At 73.7% G+C, this 16,130-nt stretch carries 16 protein-coding genes; 10 read left to right on the top strand and 6 right to left on the bottom strand.

The annotated features are described in order from the left end of the window. The first annotated feature begins 1 nt into the window (after position 1). The 3 genes from mycP to O7611_RS26900 are packed head-to-tail and all read left to right on the top strand — an operon-like array spanning position 2 to position 2,903. Complete coding sequence (mycP, locus tag O7611_RS26890; RefSeq protein ID WP_194801965.1) at positions 2-1,315, top strand: type VII secretion-associated serine protease mycosin; 1,314 nt, start codon at positions 2-4, stop codon at positions 1,313-1,315. Positions 1,316-1,355: 40 nt separating this feature from the next. After that, positions 1,356-2,147, top strand: coding sequence for a phosphatase PAP2 family protein (locus O7611_RS26895; RefSeq protein WP_194801966.1), 792 nt, complete (start codon positions 1,356-1,358; stop codon positions 2,145-2,147). Positions 2,148-2,177: 30 nt separating this feature from the next. Further along, entirely contained in the window at positions 2,178-2,903 is a 726-nt protein-coding gene (locus O7611_RS26900; protein ID WP_194801967.1) for a phosphatase PAP2 family protein, read from the top strand. A 15-nt stretch (positions 2,904-2,918) separates the two neighbouring features. Here O7611_RS26900 and O7611_RS26905 read toward each other — a convergent pair whose 3' ends face one another. The 6 genes from O7611_RS26905 to O7611_RS26930 form a co-directional block, all read right to left on the bottom strand. Then, positions 2,919-4,097: a MarP family serine protease gene (locus tag O7611_RS26905; protein ID WP_194801968.1), complete on the bottom strand. Its 1,179-nt coding sequence runs from the start codon at positions 4,095-4,097 to the stop codon at positions 2,919-2,921. 76 nt (positions 4,098-4,173) lie between these two features. Then, positions 4,174-4,866 (bottom strand): NUDIX hydrolase, encoded by a 693-nt coding sequence (locus O7611_RS26910; RefSeq protein ID WP_194801969.1) that lies wholly within the window; start codon positions 4,864-4,866, stop codon positions 4,174-4,176. Next, the gene (locus O7611_RS26915) at positions 4,863-5,468 is read right to left on the bottom strand and encodes a TlpA family protein disulfide reductase (protein ID WP_370584980.1); all 606 of its coding nucleotides are present in this window, start codon (positions 5,466-5,468) and stop codon (positions 4,863-4,865) included. Before O7611_RS26915 ends, O7611_RS26910 begins: the two co-directional genes overlap by 4 nt. After that, positions 5,465-6,307 carry an endonuclease III gene (gene nth / locus O7611_RS26920; RefSeq protein ID WP_370584984.1) on the bottom strand — a complete coding sequence of 281 codons (843 nt, stop codon included), beginning with the start codon at positions 6,305-6,307 and terminating at the stop codon, positions 5,465-5,467. Before nth ends, O7611_RS26915 begins: the two co-directional genes overlap by 4 nt. Beyond that, positions 6,304-7,524 (bottom strand): CapA family protein, encoded by a 1,221-nt coding sequence (locus O7611_RS26925; protein WP_370584981.1) that lies wholly within the window; start codon positions 7,522-7,524, stop codon positions 6,304-6,306. The genes nth and O7611_RS26925 overlap by 4 nt, the downstream gene beginning before the upstream one ends. A 106-nt stretch (positions 7,525-7,630) precedes the next feature. Further along, positions 7,631-8,317, bottom strand: a complete 687-nt coding sequence (locus tag O7611_RS26930) for an adenosylcobinamide amidohydrolase (protein WP_194801972.1) — start codon at positions 8,315-8,317, stop codon at positions 7,631-7,633. Positions 8,318-8,536: 219 nt separating this feature from the next. On the opposite strand from O7611_RS26930, the gene O7611_RS26935 reads away from it, so the two are divergent. The 7 genes from O7611_RS26935 to O7611_RS26965 all read left to right on the top strand — a co-directional run bounded on the left by O7611_RS26935 (position 8,537) and on the right by O7611_RS26965 (position 16,069). Continuing rightward, on the top strand, positions 8,537-9,214 hold the full coding sequence (locus O7611_RS26935; protein ID WP_007466162.1) for a Crp/Fnr family transcriptional regulator: 678 nt from the start codon (positions 8,537-8,539) through the stop codon (positions 9,212-9,214). A 155-nt stretch (positions 9,215-9,369) separates the two neighbouring features. Next, positions 9,370-10,113, top strand: a complete 744-nt coding sequence (locus O7611_RS26940; RefSeq protein WP_269697781.1) for a metallophosphoesterase family protein — start codon at positions 9,370-9,372, stop codon at positions 10,111-10,113. 103 nt (positions 10,114-10,216) lie between these two features. Further along, positions 10,217-10,828, top strand: coding sequence for a TetR/AcrR family transcriptional regulator (locus tag O7611_RS26945; RefSeq protein ID WP_194801974.1), 612 nt, complete (start codon positions 10,217-10,219; stop codon positions 10,826-10,828). A gap of 33 nt (positions 10,829-10,861) precedes the next feature. Continuing rightward, complete coding sequence (locus tag O7611_RS26950) at positions 10,862-11,656, top strand: TIGR03084 family metal-binding protein (protein ID WP_194801975.1); 795 nt, start codon at positions 10,862-10,864, stop codon at positions 11,654-11,656. Beyond that, positions 11,653-13,329, top strand: coding sequence for an acyclic terpene utilization AtuA family protein (locus tag O7611_RS26955; RefSeq protein WP_269697782.1), 1,677 nt, complete (start codon positions 11,653-11,655; stop codon positions 13,327-13,329). Before O7611_RS26950 ends, O7611_RS26955 begins: the two co-directional genes overlap by 4 nt. Further along, complete coding sequence (locus tag O7611_RS26960) at positions 13,326-14,465, top strand: acyl-CoA dehydrogenase family protein (RefSeq protein ID WP_194801977.1); 1,140 nt, start codon at positions 13,326-13,328, stop codon at positions 14,463-14,465. The genes O7611_RS26955 and O7611_RS26960 overlap by 4 nt, the downstream gene beginning before the upstream one ends. After that, entirely contained in the window at positions 14,462-16,069 is a 1,608-nt protein-coding gene (locus O7611_RS26965; protein WP_269697783.1) for an acyl-CoA carboxylase subunit beta, read from the top strand. Before O7611_RS26960 ends, O7611_RS26965 begins: the two co-directional genes overlap by 4 nt. Positions 16,070-16,130: the final 61 nt, after the last annotated feature.

Raw genomic sequence — 16,130 nt, forward strand, 5'->3', positions numbered from 1 at the left:
TGTGACAGGGGATCGGCAGGGACTGCCCGGTGGGCCGCCCCGGCGTCTCGCCGGACGCGCGCTGCTCGCCGCCGCCTCGGCACTGGTCACCGTGGCCGGTCCGCTGGCACCGTCGGCACACGCCGCGCCCGCCGCCTCGACCGCCGTGGCGCGGCCCTGGTCGGCCCCCGACCGTCCGCTGCGCACCGACCAGGTACGCGACGAGCAGTGGCAGCTGGAGGAGCTGCGGGCGAAGACCGCGTGGCGCACGTCGACCGGGCGCGGCGTGGTGGTCGCCGTGATCGACTCCGGTGTGGACGGCTCTCACCCCGACCTGGCCGGGCAGGTGCTGCCCGGCCTGGATCTGGTGACGCCGGACGGCTCGGACGGCGCGGACCCGGTGGGGCACGGCACCACTGTGGCGGGGCTGATCGCCGGGCGGTCCGACGACGACCGGGGCGTGGTGGGGCTCGCGCCGGACGCCAAGATCCTCCCGGTCCGGGTCCTCGACGCCGAGAACCGCTACGACGACGCGCTGATCATCGCCAAGGCGGTGCGCTGGGCGGTGGACAACGGCGCCCAGGTGGTCAACCTGTCGCTCGGCGGCAGCAGCGACAACCCGGCCCTGGCCGCGGCGCTCGACTACGCGTTCGCCCGGGACGTGGTGGTGGTCGCCTGCACCGGCAACCTGGCCACCTCGACGACCACCGAGGTCTGGTACCCGGCCCGGGAACCGGGCGTGCTCGCGGTCACCGGGCTGGAGCGGACCAGCGAGAACCTCTGGTCCGGCTCGATCACGGGTCACGAGACGGTGCTCAGCGCCCCGGCCACCGGGCTCTACGGCGCCCGCCCGGAGGGCTACTGGCGGGTGCAGGGGACGAGCTTCGCCGCGCCGCTCGTCGCCGCGACGGCGGCCCTGGTCCGCTCGCGGTATCCGAAGATGTCGGCCGGGGACGTGGTCAACCGGCTGATCAGCACCGCCCGGGATCTGGGCCCGACCGGGCGGGACGACCGGTTCGGCTACGGCCTGGTCGACCCGGTGGCCGCGCTCACCGGTGACGTGCCGCCGGTGGTCCACAACCCGCTCGACGACAACGCCTCCCCCGGCGTGGTGGGCTTCGGGCCGGCACCCGGCGACGGACCGGACACCCGGGCCGCTGCGGCGGGCCGCGGCGGCGACCCACTCGGGCGTACGGCGGAGGGCTGGACCGCCCGGCCGGCCGGGCAGACGGACGTCTCCGCCCCGGAGCGGCTCTGGACCGGCCTGGCCCTGTTCGTCGCGCTCGTCACCGGCACCGCGCTGATGGTTCGCCGGTTCCGGCAGACCCGGCGCTGAACCGGTCTGATCCCGCCCCTGGGTGGGTAGGGGAAGCCCCATGGACACCACCGAGGCGACGATCACGCACCGGTCGTGGCGGCACCGCCGCCTCGACCGCGATCACTCGCTGGGGCTGCGGCTCACCCTGACAGTGGTGGCGGCGTTCCTGGTGCTGGTGCCGTTCGCGCTGATCGCGCTGCTGGTGCTCGGCGCCTGGCCGCCCCTGCTGCGGCTGGACGCCTCGATCACCGACGCGTTCCACGGGTACGCGCAGGACCATCCCGCCTGGGTGGCGGTGATGACGGTCTGGACGCACGTGTTCGGGCCCGGCCCGCTGCGGGTGGCAGCGGTAGTGGTGGTGGTCTGGCTGGTCCGGCGCGGCGCGCCCCGGCTCGCGGTCTGGGTGGTGGTCACCGTGGTCGCCGGCGGCCTGCTCGGCGCGCTGCTCAAGCTGCTCGTCGGCCGGGACCGGCCGGATCTGCTCGACCCGGTGGCCCGGGCCGCCGGCTACTCCTTCCCGTCCGGCCATGCGCTCAACGCCACGCTCGCCGCGGGTGTGCTGCTGCTGGTGTTCCTGCCGTTCGTGCGGGACAGCCGCCCGGGCCGGATCGCGCTGTGGACCGCCGCCCTGCTGGTGACGGTGGTGACCGGGATCAGCCGGATCGCGCTCGGCGTGCACTGGACCAGCGACGTGGTGGGCGGCTGGGTGCTCGGGACCGCCGTGGTGGCCGCGACAGCGGCGGCGTTCGCCACCTGGCGCAGCGGGTCCGGACGGCCGTCCGCGCGTCCGCTGCGCGAGGGGGTCGAGCCGGAGCTGGCCGACCAGCGGCCGGAGTGCGGCCGGGCGTAGCCGGGCCCGCATCGGGGTACAGGCGAGCCCATGTCCGATGTCGTGATCCGAGTCACCCGGCGCGTCCTGCTGCCGCTGGCCCTGCTCTTCGCGCTGATGGTGGGCCTGGGCCTGCTGGTGACCCGGGTACTGGCGCACACCTGGCCGTTCACCGTGGAGGACACGGTGAACCGGGAGCTGGCCGGCGACCGGACGCCGGGGTGGAACGACGTCTCGCTGGTGTTCAGCACGCTCGCCAGCACCCAGATGATCGTCGTGGTCACCGTGCTGGCGGCGCTGGTGTTGCGGCTGGTGCTGCACCGCTGGCGGGAGCCGCTTTTCCTGTGCGCGGCGGTGACCGCGCAGGCGCTGATCTTCCTGTTCACCACGATGGTCATCGACCGGAACCGCCCGGCCGTTGCGCACATGGACGCCTCGCCGCCCACGTCCAGCTTCCCGTCCGGGCACACCTCGGCGGCCACGGCGCTCTACGTCGGCCTCGCGGTGCTGCTGGCGCTGCGGGCGCGCAGCACCCCGGCCAAGATCGGCTGGTGGACGCTGCTGGTGCTGGTGCCGATCGGCGTGGCCCTCACCCGGATGTATCGGGGCATGCACCACCCCAGCGACGTGGTCGCCTCGTTCCTCAACGGCGGCGTCTGCGTGGCGATCATGGCCCGGGCGGTCCTCGACCGCACGCTCACCTGGGGCCGCGCCCATCTGCCGCTGTCCCGCTCCGGTGACGAGGCGACACCGGCGGGAGCGTCCGCGGGCGGCTGAGCGCCGCCGGCCGGCTCAGGTGCAGTCGCCGGTCTCCACTCCCCGGGTACGCTCCGCGCCCGCCAGCGCCACCGGTCGCGCCTCGGCCGCGGTCACCGCGAAGCCGGTGTTGGGGTCGTCCGCCGCCGCCGCGAAGATCACGCCGAGCACCAGACCGTTCGAGGAGACCAGCGGGCCGCCGGAGTTGCCGCTGCGTACCAGCGCCCGGATCGTGTAGATCTCCCGGTTGACGTCACCGGCCGAGTAGATGTCCGGGCCGGTGATCCGGTCGACGTCGCGGATCCGGGCCGGGCGGGCGTCGTACGGGCCGTCGAGCGGGAAGCCGAGCACGATCGCGTCGGCGCCGGTGGCGGCCGGTCCGGCGGCGAAGCGCAGCGACGGCCCGGGCAGCCCCGGTACGTAGAGCACCGCCAGGTCCCGGTCCGGGTCGTAGACGACGACCTCGCCGTCGTACCGCTCGCCGCGCAACTCCACCGCCACCGAGCGGGTGCCGGCCACCACGTGCGCGTTCGTCATCACCCGGTCGTCGGCGTACACGAAACCGGAGCCCTCGATGCGGCGTGAGCAGCTCGGCGCGGAGCCGAGCACCTTCACCACCGACCGCCTGCTGTTCTGCACCACCTGGGAGTTGGCCAGGGCCGGGTCGGGCGGTGCGACCTGCCGGGCCCGGGTCGGCGCGAGGTCGCCGAACACGTCCGGGAAGCCGTTGGTGTCGACCGTGTCGCGCAGCGCGGTGGACAGGTCCTGCGCCTTGTCCGGCAGCACCTGGTCGACGACGGTGAGCAGCGCGCTGTTGCGGACCGAGGAGGCCAGCCACGGCACCGAGGAGGAGCCGAGCGGCACGGCGACCAGCCACGCCACGAGCATGACCGCGATGACCGAGATGAACGCGCCGCCGACGTCGTCGATCTTCCGGCCGGCCGGGCCGGTGATGGCTGCCCGCAGGTTGGAGCCGAGCCAGCCGGCCAGCGCCTGCCCCAGGACCGCGAGCCCGAAGATCGCCACCAGGGAGATCAGCACGCGTGTGCCGCTCGCCGCGAACTGCTGTGCGATCAGCGGCCCGACCTGGAGGCCGAGCAGCGCTCCGAGGAAGAAGCCGGAGAACGACAGGGCCCCGATGACGAAACCCTGGCGGTATCCGCTGATCGCGAACACGAGCATGAGCAGGAGAAGGACGAGATCCACGGCGGACACGCCCCAAGGGTACGGGCACGAGGCCCGTGCTCGGCTCAGCGCTCGCGGAACGTGACCCGGGGATGCGTACGGGTGATCACCGCACCGGGCTCTCGTCGGCCGCCTCGGTGCCCGCCGACGGAGCGGGCGTGGCGTCGACAGGCGGCAGGTCCACCACCCGCGAGTGCGGCCAGGGCCGGGACCAGCCGCCCATCTCCAGCAGCCGGTCGATCACGCCCGCGGTGAAGCCCCAGACGAGCATGCCGCGTGCGGAGAAGGCGGGACCGATCCAGCCGCTCGGGTGGCGTACCCGCATGCGGTTGTCCGGGTCGACCAGCTCGGTGACCGGCAGCCGGGCCACGTGGGCGACCTCGGCCGGCTCGCGCGGGTGCACCGGGTGCGGGTCGTGCCACCAGGCGAGCACCGGGGTGACGACGAAGTCGCTGACCGGGATCCACAGCCGGGGCAGCTCGGCCAGCACTGTGACGCTGCCGGGGTCGAGGCCGACCTCCTCGTTCGCCTCGCGCAGCGCGGTGGCGCGGGCGTCCGCGTCCTCCGGGTCGGCCGCCCCGCCCGGGAAGGCCGGCTGCCCGGCGTGGTTGCGCAGCGTCGCGGCGCGCTGGAGGACGAGCACGTCCGGCCCGGCACCGGGCTCCTCGCCGAGCAGCACCAGCACGGCGCTCTCCCGGCCGCCGCTTTCCGGCGTGACGATGCGGGTGAAGTCCTCCGCCCGCGCGGTGCCGAGCCGGCCCAGCAGCGGGTCGAACCACCCCGGCGGCCGTCGGGTCATACCCGCACCCCGAGGTGACGTTCGAGCAGCGCGGCGAGGCGGGCGTCGTCGAGCGCGCCGGTCGCGTCGGTGTGCCGGATCCGGCCGTCGGCGTCGACGAGCACTGTGAGCGGGAACGCGTTGCGTTCCAGCGCGCGCTGGAACGCGTCGCCCTGGTCGAGCAGCATCGGGAAGTCGACGCCGTAGTCCTCGCCGATGGACTGCGCGCCGCCGCGGCTGTCCCGGCTGTTCACGCCGATCACCTGGAACCGGCCGTCGGCCCGCTCGCTGAGCCGCTGGAACGCGGGCAGCTCCTTGCGGCACGGCGGGCACCAGGACGCCCACACGTTGATCACCGCCGGGCCCTTGACGTCGCGCAGGTTCACCGGCGCGCCGCCGGTGAAGCAGTTCAGCGTCAGGTCGGGGAGTTGGTCCCCGGCCTTCCCGGCGGGAGTCGGGGACGCGGCGGCGGGCGCGACGGTCAGCGGGGCGCAGTCGGCGAACGGCGAGGGGCGCTCGGCCCGGGTCGCCGGCGCCGGACGTTCCGGCGCCTCGGTCGTGGCGGTGCAGCCCGCTGCCGCCAGCAGCAGCGGGACGAGCACGTACGCGAACCGGCGCATCACGGCACGTCCGCCGCTGCCGCCTGCTGCGGCACCAGGTCGGGATCGAGGCCGACTGCGACCGCCAGGTCACGGGCCCGGGGGCCCTTCAGCAGCTTGGCCGCGGCGGCCGGCTCGGTCGGCCCGGTGCCGTACGCGGGACACAGCTTCGCCAGCGTGCACGCGCCGCAGGCGGGCTTGCGGGCGTGGCAGACCCGGCGGCCGTGGAAGATCACCCGGTGCGACAGCATCGTCCAGTCGCGCTTCGGGTAGAGCGCGCCGATCGCGTGCTCGATCTTCACCGGGTCGGTCTCGGTGGTGAGCTGCCACCGCTGCACCAGCCGCTGGAAGTGGGTGTCGACGGTGATGCCGGGGACGCCGAAGGCGTTGCCGAGGATGACGTTCGCGGTCTTGCGGCCGATCCCCGGCAGGGTCACCAGGTCGTCGAGCCGCCCCGGCACCTCGCCGTCGTACCGCTCGCAGAGCGCCCGCCCCAGGTTGATCAGGGAGCTGGTCTTGTTGCGGTAGAACCCGGTGGGCCGGATCAGCTCCTCCAGCTCGGCGCGGTCCGCCGCGGCGTAGTCGGCCGCGGTGCGGTAGCGGGCGAACAGCTTCGGCGTGACCTCGTTGACCTTCTTGTCGGTGCACTGGGCGGACAGGATCGTCGCCACCGCGAGCTCCAGCGCGTTGCCGTGGTCGAGCTCACAGTGCGCGTCGGGGTGCGTCTCGGTCAGCACGCGGCCGATGCGCCGGGCGCGGCGCGTACGGCCGAGGTCGGTCTCGGGGGAACGCGTGGTCACGTCGGCCAGCCTACGTCGCGGGGCCGACGCTCCGGCGGCTCGGCGCGGCCGGGGTGCGCTCAGCCACCCGCCGGTGCGGTGATCTTGCCGGTCCCGTCGAGCTTCGCGCCGGTGTCCGGGAAGTCGGACCGGTTCAGGTCACGGACCAGTCCGAGGCCGCGGTCCTGCCGGTCCACCGACGGACGGCCCACGCCGTTCATCACGGTGGAGGTGAACGTGCCGCCGACGAACGTCCCCTCGGCGGTGAGCGACACCTTGAGCACGCCGCCCCAGCCGAGCCGGCCCGAGCTGTTCAGCGACTTCCCGCCGCCGGCGAAGTTGCCCAGGCTGTATGCGATCAGCCGCCCCTTGTAGAACTCCATCCCGCGCAGCACGTGCGGGCCGTGCCCGATGACCAGGTCGGCGCCGGCGTCGATGACGGTGCGGGAGAAGCGGATCGGGTCGCCGCGGTTCTCGCCGAAGAACATCTCCGTGCCCGGCTTGACCCGGGTCTTGTCCGCCCCCTCGGCGCCCATGTGCACCTGCACCACCACGAGCTGGGCCTGCTCCTTGGCCATCTCGACCACCTGCTTGGCGGCGTTCAGGTCGACCAGGCTGTTGGACCAGGGGTACGACGAGAAGCCCACCACGGCGACCTTGATGCCCTTGACGTCCACCACGGTGATCTCGCCCGGCGCGCCGGTGTGCTTGAGCCCGTGCGCCTCCAGCGCCGACTGGGTGTTCTCGTAGCCCTGCCGGCCGTAGTCGTAGCCGTGGTTGTTTGCCTGGTTGAGCAGCTGGAACCCGGCCGAGCGCAGGTGCGCGGCGTAGCCGGGCGGCGCGCGGAACTGGTAGCAGTTCTTCGGCTCCGGGCCGCACTTGCCGGCGCCGGTGTCGTCGGTGAGCGGCTCCTCCAGGTTGCCCATCACCAGGTCGCCCTTGAGCGCCGACTTCACGTCGTCGAAGAAGCCCTTGCCGCCGTTGGGCGGCAGCCGGTCCGGCGCGTTGCCCATGATCACGTCACCGGTCGCGGTGAGCGAGATCGACGGCTCCTTCGACGCGCCCGGCGCGGCCGGCTGGTCACCCGTCTCGGGCCCGGCCGAGCCGGTCGACCCGCCGCCCTGTCCCGCCTGCCACCGGGGGTCGCCGCCGGACCCGCCGGCGTCGCCGCCGCAGCCGGCGACGAACAGGACGGCGACGAGCGCGGCGAACACGGCCAGGCGCCGGCCGAGCACCGCGCGACGCGGGCCGGGCACGGCGGCGGGCGGTCCGGCGACGGCGGCGCGGAGGGTACGGGGCACAGAGCGGGCGGAAGCGTACATCGTCGGCGACGCTACCGTCCCCGGAACGCCGCGACGAGGGCCGATCGGTCGGAAAACCCGGCGTGTCGCGTGTGCCGGGCCCACGTCAGCCCGCCCGCCGGTCGGACCAGGGCACCACGGTCCCGGCGCCGCCCGAGCGCACGGCGGCGTGCACGGCCCGGGCCAGCGGCGCACCCCAGGCCGACCGGGGACCGCCGTACGGGGCCGGATCGCCGTCGGCCGGGCAGAGCACCGTCACCGCGTCGGTGGGCGTGCCGGTGGCGGGCAGGCCGAGTTCCCAGATCGCCTGGGCCTTCGCCTCGGTGGCGGTGGCCACGGCGTTGACCAGGGCGGCGTCGCCGAGCCGCACCGGGACGTACACGACGATGTTGACGGTGCCTACGTGCTGCGCGGGCCGGGCCGGCTCGCTCGCGGCCGACGGCGCCGGCCCGGGGGCGGCGGCCCAGACCGGCGTGCCGAGGCCGACAGTCGCCCAGACCCGGACGCCGCCGTCGGTGCGGCGGACCACCTCGCTCACGTCCACGCCGGTCAGCAGCCCGACCCCGGGCCCGTCCAGGTCGAGGCCGTGCGCCAGCTCGGCCAGGTGCGCGGCGGGGTCGTCCCGGTCGTACGACATGGGGACCGTCGCGTTCAGCACCCACCGGCGGACGCCGATCCCCCCGCCCAGCGGCGCGGAGCCGACCGCCAGCAGCGGCGACTCGGCCCGCCAGGCCAGCAGCGGGATGTCCCAGCCGGATTCGGACCGGCTGGTCAGGAACGGCTCACACAGCACGCCGGTCACCCTACGATCACAGGTGGGAACGGGTGGCGCCGGCCCGGGCCGGAGGCGGGATCTTAGCCGCTCCCCAGGTCGGGTGGGTTACGCCCAACGATCAAGATTCCAGGGGTGCACCTCTGATTCCTGCTCATGTGCGCCTAGACTGGCGGCGCGCGAGGGATCAGCGGACGGCAGACCCGGCCGACGGACGGCACGCGCAGGCGGAGGTGCGCGATGGACGAGGTACTGGCCCGCAGCGGGATCTTCCAGGGTGTCGACCCGGAGGCTGCCGAGGCGCTCGCCAAGGAGATGGAGACGATCGAGGTCCGCAAGGGCGAGATCGTGTTCAACGAGGGCGAGCCCGGCGACAGTCTCTACATCCTCCTGTCCGGCAAGATCAAGGTGGGTCGCCGCGCGGCGGACGGCCGGCAGAACCTGATCGCCGTGATGGGCCCGTCGGACATGGTGGGTGAGCTGTCGCTCTTCGACCCCGGTCCGCGTACGGCGACGGCCACGGCGGTCACCGACACCCGCCTGGTCCGGCTGCGCAAGCAGGCGTTGCGGCCGTGGCTGAACAACCGGCCCGAGATCGCCGAGCAGTTGCTGCGGGTACTGGCCCGCCGGCTGCGGCGGACCAACGACTCGCTCGCCGACCTGATCTTCACCGACGTGCCGGGGCGGGTCGCCAAGAACCTGCTCCAGATGGCCGGCCGGTTCGGCACCCGTGACGGCGGCGTGCTGCGCGTGACGCACGACCTCACCCAGGAGGAGATCGCCCAGCTCGTCGGCGCCTCCCGGGAGACCGTCAACAAGGCACTGGCCGACTTCGCCTCGCGTGGCTGGCTGCGGCTGGACGGCAAGAGCATCATCATCCTCGACCCGGAGCGCCTGGCCCGCCGCGCGCGGGTCTGATCCTCCGTACCGGCTTCCCGGCCCGGCCCGCCACCGCGCGGAGCCGGGCCGATGCCGTCTTCTGCGCAGGCCGGGCCGGTCGCCTCTGAGCAAGCCGGCTCTGCCCGCCGCAGAATCGCTTGGTGCTCCCGCGCCGGTGCCGCCAGGCTGGGACGATGCCCGATCGCGTCGCCGTCCTCTCCGACATCCACGGTGTGCTGCCCGCGCTGGAAGCAGTGCTGGCCGAGCCGGACGTGGCAGCCGCCGACCTGATCGTCCTCACCGGTGACCTGGCGGCCGGTCCGCAGCCGGTCGAGGTGCTGGACCGGCTGACCGCGCTCGGTGACCGGGCCTGCTGGGTCGGCGGGAACGCCGACCGGGAGCTGGTGCAGGCGCGGGCCGGCAGGTCATCCCCGATCGCCGTCTCCAACTGGGCCGCCGGGCAGCTCCGCGACGACCAGGTGGCCCGGCTGGCCGCGCTGCCGCCGTCCGTCACGCTGCCGGTCACCGGTCTGGGCGACGTGCTGTTCTGCCACGCCACCCCGCGCGACGACGAGGAGGTAGTGCTCGTCGACTCGCGGCTCGACCGCTGGGCCGAGGTCTTCGCCGGCCTGCCGGTCGAGGTCGGCACGGTGGTCTGCGGGCACACGCACATGCCGTTCACCCGGCTGGTCGACAGTCGCCTGGTGGTGAACCCGGGCAGCGTCGGCATGCCGTACGGGGGCGCGGGCGCCTGGTGGGCGCTGCTCGGCCCGGGCGTGCAGATGCGCCGGACGCGCTTCGACGTGGACGCCGCCTGCGCCCGGATCGCCGCCGAGTCCACGTTCCCGGATGCGGCGGCCTGGGCCGACGAGTACGTCCGCTCCCGTCACTCCGACGCCGACGCGCTCACGGTCTTCGCTCCGCGCGACGGCCGCTGAGGCGTCACAAAGGGGCCGTTCCTCTACCGCAGGCGTCAACAAGGGCCCCCTCCTAAAAAAAGTCAGGCTTGACTGTTTGTTTTGGGCGGGGCACGCTGTCTGCGTGTCGAGCCGAGTTCCGCAGCAGGAGCGCAGCCGTGCCACCCAGGCCCGGCTGCTGGAGGCGACCGTCGAGTGCCTGGTGGAGCACGGCTGGTCCGGCACCACCACGACTGTGGTGGCGGCCCACGCCGGCGTCTCCCGGGGCGCCCAGCTGCACCACTACCCCACAAAGGCCGCGCTGGTGACCGCCGCCGTCACCCACCTGACCGAGCGCCGGGCGGCCGAGCTGCGCGCCGAGGCGGCGCACCTGCCGGTCGGCCCGAAGCGGCTCGACGGCGTGGTCGACCTGCTCGCCGCCTCGTTCACCGGCCCGCTGTTCGTGGCCGCGCTGGAGCTGTGGGTGGCCGCGCGTACCGACGCCGAGCTGCGCGCCGCGCTGGTACCGCTGGAGGCGCGGATCGGCCGCGAGATGCACCGGCTCACCGTCGAGCTGCTCGGTGTGGACGAGCGCAGGCCGGGCGTACGCGAGTCGGTGCAGGCCACCCTCGACCTGCTGCGCGGCCTCGGCGTGGCCAACCTGCTCAGCGACGACTCGCCCCGCCGCGCCGCCCTGCTGCACACCTGGAAACGCCAGCTCGCCGCGCTGCTCACCCCCGAGAGCGAGCGGCACTGATCCCCTGACGCCCCACCCCCGCCCGGAGGCACAATGGTCGACCTGACAGCCCTGCTCGCGGATCTGGCCGCCGAGTCCGAACAGCTCGACGCGCTCGTCGCGGATCTGCCGCCGGACGGATGGGAGCAGCAGACACCGGCCCCGGGCTGGACCGTCGCACACCAGGTCGCGCACCTGGCCTGGACCGACCACGTGGCCTACCTGGCGGCCACCGACGAGTCCGCGTTCTTCGCCTCGGTGATGGCCGCGCCGGACCCGTCGCGCCTGGTCGAGGACGGCGCCGAGTCCTTCCTCGCACCCCCGGCAGCGCTGCTGACCCGCTGGCGTACCGGCCGGTCGGCGCTCGCCGGGGCGCTCGCCGCCGTCCCGGCCGGGCAGAAGATCCCCTGGTACGGCACCAGCATGTCGCCCACCTCGATGGCGACGGCCCGGCTGATGGAGACGTGGGCGCACGGCGAGGACGTGGCCGACGCGCTGGGCGTCAGCCGTACCCCGACGCAGCGCCTGCGGCACATCGCGCACCTCGGCTTCCGTACCCTCGGGCACGGCTTCTCGGCCCACGGCCGCGACGTGCCCACGGTGCCGGTGCGGGTCGAGCTGACCGCACCCGCGGACGGCGAGGTGTGGGAGTTCGGACCGGCCGACGCGGCCGACCGGGTGACCGGCCCGGCGCTCGACTTCTGCCTGCTCGTCACGCAGCGCCGGCACCGCGCGGACCTGGCCCTGACCGCCACCGGGCCGGTGGCCGACGAGTGGCTGGACGTGGCCCAGGCGTTCGCCGGCCCGCCCGGCGGCAAGCGGGAACCGGCGAACGGAACCCCCTCATGAGCGTGCTGCGGATCGGGAACGCGTCGGGCTTCTACGGCGACCGTTTCGCCGCCTGGCGGGAGATGCTCGACGGCGGCGAGCTGGACGTGCTGACCGGTGACTACCTGGCCGAGCTGACCATGCTCATCCTCGGCCGGGACCGGATGCGCGACCCGTCGCTCGGCTACGCCAAGACGTTCCTGCGTCAGGCGGAGGGCGTGCTCGGCACCGCGCTGGAGCGCGGCGTCACGCTGGTCACCAACGCCGGCGGTCTCAACCCGGCCGGGCTGGCCGACGCGATCCGGTCGCTCGGCGACCGGCTCGGCCTTCAGGTCCGGGTCGGGTACGTCGAGGGCGACGCGATCCAGCGGCCGGACGCGCTGACCGCGAACGCCTACCTGGGCGCGTTCGGGATCGCGGCCTGCCTCGACGCGGGCGCGGACGTGGTGGTCACCGGGCGGGTCACCGACGCCTCGCTGGCCGTCGGACCGGCGATCGCCCGCTTCGGGTGGACCCGCGACGACCCCGACGCGCTGGCCGGCGCGACGGTGGCCGGGCACCTGATCGAGTGCGGCGCGCAGGTCACCGGCGGCAACTTCAGCTTCTTCACCGAGCTGCCGGACGGCGGGCACCGGCCCGGCTTCCCGATCGCGGAGCTGCACGCGGACGGCTCGTCGGTGCTCACCAAGCACCCCGGCACCGGCGGCGCGGTGACAGTCGAGACGGTCACCGCCCAGCTGCTGTACGAGGTGGGCGGGCCGGACTACCTCGGGCCGGACGTGGTGACCCGGCTGGACACCGTGCGGCTGGAGCAGGAGGGCCCGGACCGGGTACGCGTCTCCGGGGTGCGCGGCACGCCGCCGCCGGACACGCTCAAGGTGGGCGTCAACAACCTGGGCGGCTTCCGCAACTCGATGACGTTCGTGCTGTGCGGGCTGGACATCCCGGCCAAGGCGGCGCTGGTCCGGGGGCAGATCGAGGAGTCGGTCGGCACGGAAGGGCTGGAGTTCACGCTGGCCCGTACCGACCACCCGGACACCGGCGACACCGAGGCGGCCAGCGCGCTGCTGCACGTACACCTGCGCGACGGCGACAAGTCGCGGGCCGGGCGGGCGTTCTCGGCGGCGGCGGTGGAGCTGGCGCTGGCCTCGTACCCGGGCTGCACGCTCACCACGCTGCCCGGCGACGCGACGCCGTACGGGGTGTTCACCGCCGACGCGATCGCGCAGGACGCGGTCGAGCACGTCGCGGTGCTCCCGTCCGGCGAGCGGGTGCCGATCCCGCCGCCGACGGTGACCGGCGGTTTGCAGGGGGCCCCTGTACAACACGAGGCGTTGACAGGGGGCCCGTCCTTACCCGCAACCCGGCGGGGGCCGCTCGGTGAGCTGGTCGGGGCGCGGTCGGGCGACAAGGGCGGCGACGCCAACCTGGGCGTCTGGGCCCGTACCGACGCGACCTGGCCCTGGCTGCGCGACTGGCTGACCGTGGAGCGGCTGGCCGAGCTGCTGCCGGAGACCGCGGCGCTCACCGTCGAGCGGTACGAGCTGCCGAACCTGCGCGCTGTCAACTTCGTGATCCGTGGGCTGCTCGGGCAGGGCGTGGCCGCGTCCACCCGGTTCGACCCCCAGGCCAAGGCGCTCGGCGAGCTGCTGCGCTCCCGGGTGGTCGACCTACCGACGGAGGTTCCGGCATGACCATCGTGGACACGCCGGAACGCCGGCAACTGCGCGAGCTGACCCGCTCGTTCGTCACCCGGGAGGTGCTGCCGCACCTGTCCGACTGGGAGCGGGCGGGCGAGGTGCCCCGGTCGCTGCACGAGACCGCCGCCAAGATCGGTCTGCTCGGCATCGGCTTCCCGGAGTCGGTCGGCGGCAGCGGCGGTGACCTGCTCGACTCGATGGTCGTGACCGAGGAGATCATCCGCTCGGGCGGGTCGTCCGGGCTGGTGGCCGCGCTGTTCACGCACGGGATCGCGCTGCCGCACATGGTCGAGACCCAGGACGAGGCGCTGATCGACAGGTACGTCCGGCCGGCGCTGGCCGGGACGATGATCGGCGCGCTGGCGATCACCGAGCCGGACGGCGGCTCGGACGTGGCGGGCATCCGCACCTGCGCGGTACGCGACGGCGACCACTACGTCGTAAACGGCTCCAAGACGTACATCACCAGCGGGGTCCGCGCCGACTTCGTCACCACTGCGGTCTGCACCGACTTCCCCGGCTCGGGCTCGGTCAGCCTGCTCGTCATCGACAAGGGCACGCCCGGGTTCACAGTGGGCCGGCGGCTGGAGAAGCTGGGCTGGCACTGCTCCGACACCGCCGAGCTGTCCTTCGTCGACGTGCGGGTGCCGGTGACGAACCGGGTCGGCCCGGAGGACACCGGATTCCTCGCCATCATGCAGCAGTTCGCCAACGAGCGGCTGTCGCTCGCCACCCAGGCGTACGCGACCGCGCAGCGCTGCGTGGACCTGTCGGTGCAGTGGTGCCGGGACCGCTCCACGTTCGGCCGGCCGCTCGTCGGTCGCCAGGTCGTCCGGCACAAGCTGGCCGAGATGCACAGCCGCACCGACGCGGCGCGGGCGTACGTGCACGACGTCGCCGAGCGGGTGGCCGCCGGGCAACCGGTGGTGACCGAGGTGGCGATGGCGAAGAACGTGGCGGTGGCCACCTGCGACTGGGTGGTCGACGCGGCGCTGCAACTGCACGGCGGCTTCGGCTACATGCGCGACGCCGAGGTGGAGCGGCACTACCGGGACGCCCGTCTGCTCGGCATCGGCGGCGGCACCACCGAGATCATGAACGAGATCATCGCGAAGGGCATGGGCCTATGAGCACGACTGTCCTGCAGAGCACCATCGACCCGTCCGCGCCCGCCTTCACCGCGAACCGGGAGGCGCTGCTGGAACGCCTGGCCGAGCTGGAGTCGGCGCTCGACCAGGCCCGGGGCGGTGGCGGCGAGAAGTACGTGACCCGGCACCACAACCGCGGCAAGCTGCTCCCCCGCGAGCGGATCGAGCTGCTTCTCGACCCGGACAGCCCGTTCCTGGAGTTGTCGTCGGTGGCCGCGTACGGCACCGACTTTCCGGTCGGCGCCAGCACCGTGACCGGCATCGGCGTGGTCGAGGGCGTCGAGTGCCTGATCGTGGCGAACGACCCGACCGTACGCGGCGGTGCGATCAACCCGTGGTCGCTGGCGAAGACCCGCCGGGCGGGTGAGATCGCGGCGGCCAACCGGCTGCCGATGGTGAACCTGGTCGAGTCGGCCGGCGCGGACCTGCCCACCCAGGCGGAGATCTTCATTCCCGGCGGCCGGGTGTTCCGCGACCTGACCCGGCTTTCCGCGCAGCGGATCCCGACCGTGAGCGTGGTCTTCGGCAACGCCACCGCCGGTGGCGCGTACGTGCCGGGCATGTCGGACTTCACCATCATGATCCGGGACCGGTCGCAGGTCTACCTGGCCGGGCCGCCGCTGGTGAAGATGGCCACCGGTGAGGTCACCGACGACGAGTCACTCGGCGGCGCGGCGATGCACGCCACCACGTCCGGCCTGGCCGACTTCCTCGCCGAGGACGAGCGCGACGGCATCCGGCTGGCCCGGCAGTGCGTCCGCCGGCTCAACTGGCGCAAGCACGGCCCGCCGCCGCGCAACCCCCACCCGCTGCCACCCCGGTACGACCCGGAGGAGCTGCTCGGCATCGCCAGCGCCGACCTGAAGGTGCCGTTCGACCCGCGCGAGGTGCTGGCCCGGCTGCTCGACGACAGCGCGTTCGACGAGTTCAAGCCCGGCTACGGCACCGCGCTGGTGACCGGCTGGGGTGAGCTGCACGGCTACCCGGTCGGCGTGCTGGCGAACGCCCGGGGCGTGCTGTTCAGCGAGGAGGCGCAGAAGGCGGCCCAGTTCATCCAGCTCGCCAACGCGGCGGACACACCGCTGGTCTTCCTCCAGAACACCACCGGCTACATGGTCGGTACCGAGTACGAGCAGCGCGGCATCATCAAGCACGGCGCCTTCATGATCAACGCGGTGTCGAACTCGAAGGTGCCGCATCTGACCGTCAACCTGGGCGCCTCCTACGGCGCCGGCAACTACGGCATGTGCGGCCGGGCGTACGAGCCCCGGTTCCTGTTCACCTGGCCGAACGCGAAGTCGGCGGTGATGGGTCCGGCACAGCTCGCCGGGGTGCTGTCCATCGTGGCCCGGCAGGCCGCCGCCGCGCGGGGACGCGAGTACGACGAGGACACCGACGCCGCCATGCGAATGATGGTCGAGCAGCAGATCGAGTCGCAGTCCGGCGCGCTGTTCCTGTCCGGGCGGCTCTACGACGACGGGGTGATCGACCCCCGGGACACCCGTACCGTCCTCGGGCTGTGCCTGTCGGCGATCCACAACGGACCGGTGAAGGGCGCCGACGGTTTCGGCGTCTTCCGGATGTGACCTGTGAGCGCGAGGAACGCAGCGAAGCGGAGTCCCGCAGTCGCGAACGAAAGGCAGGCTC

This window comes from Micromonospora sp. WMMC273 (genome assembly GCF_027460285.1).
Classification (GTDB): domain Bacteria; phylum Actinomycetota; class Actinomycetes; order Mycobacteriales; family Micromonosporaceae; genus Micromonospora; species Micromonospora aurantiaca.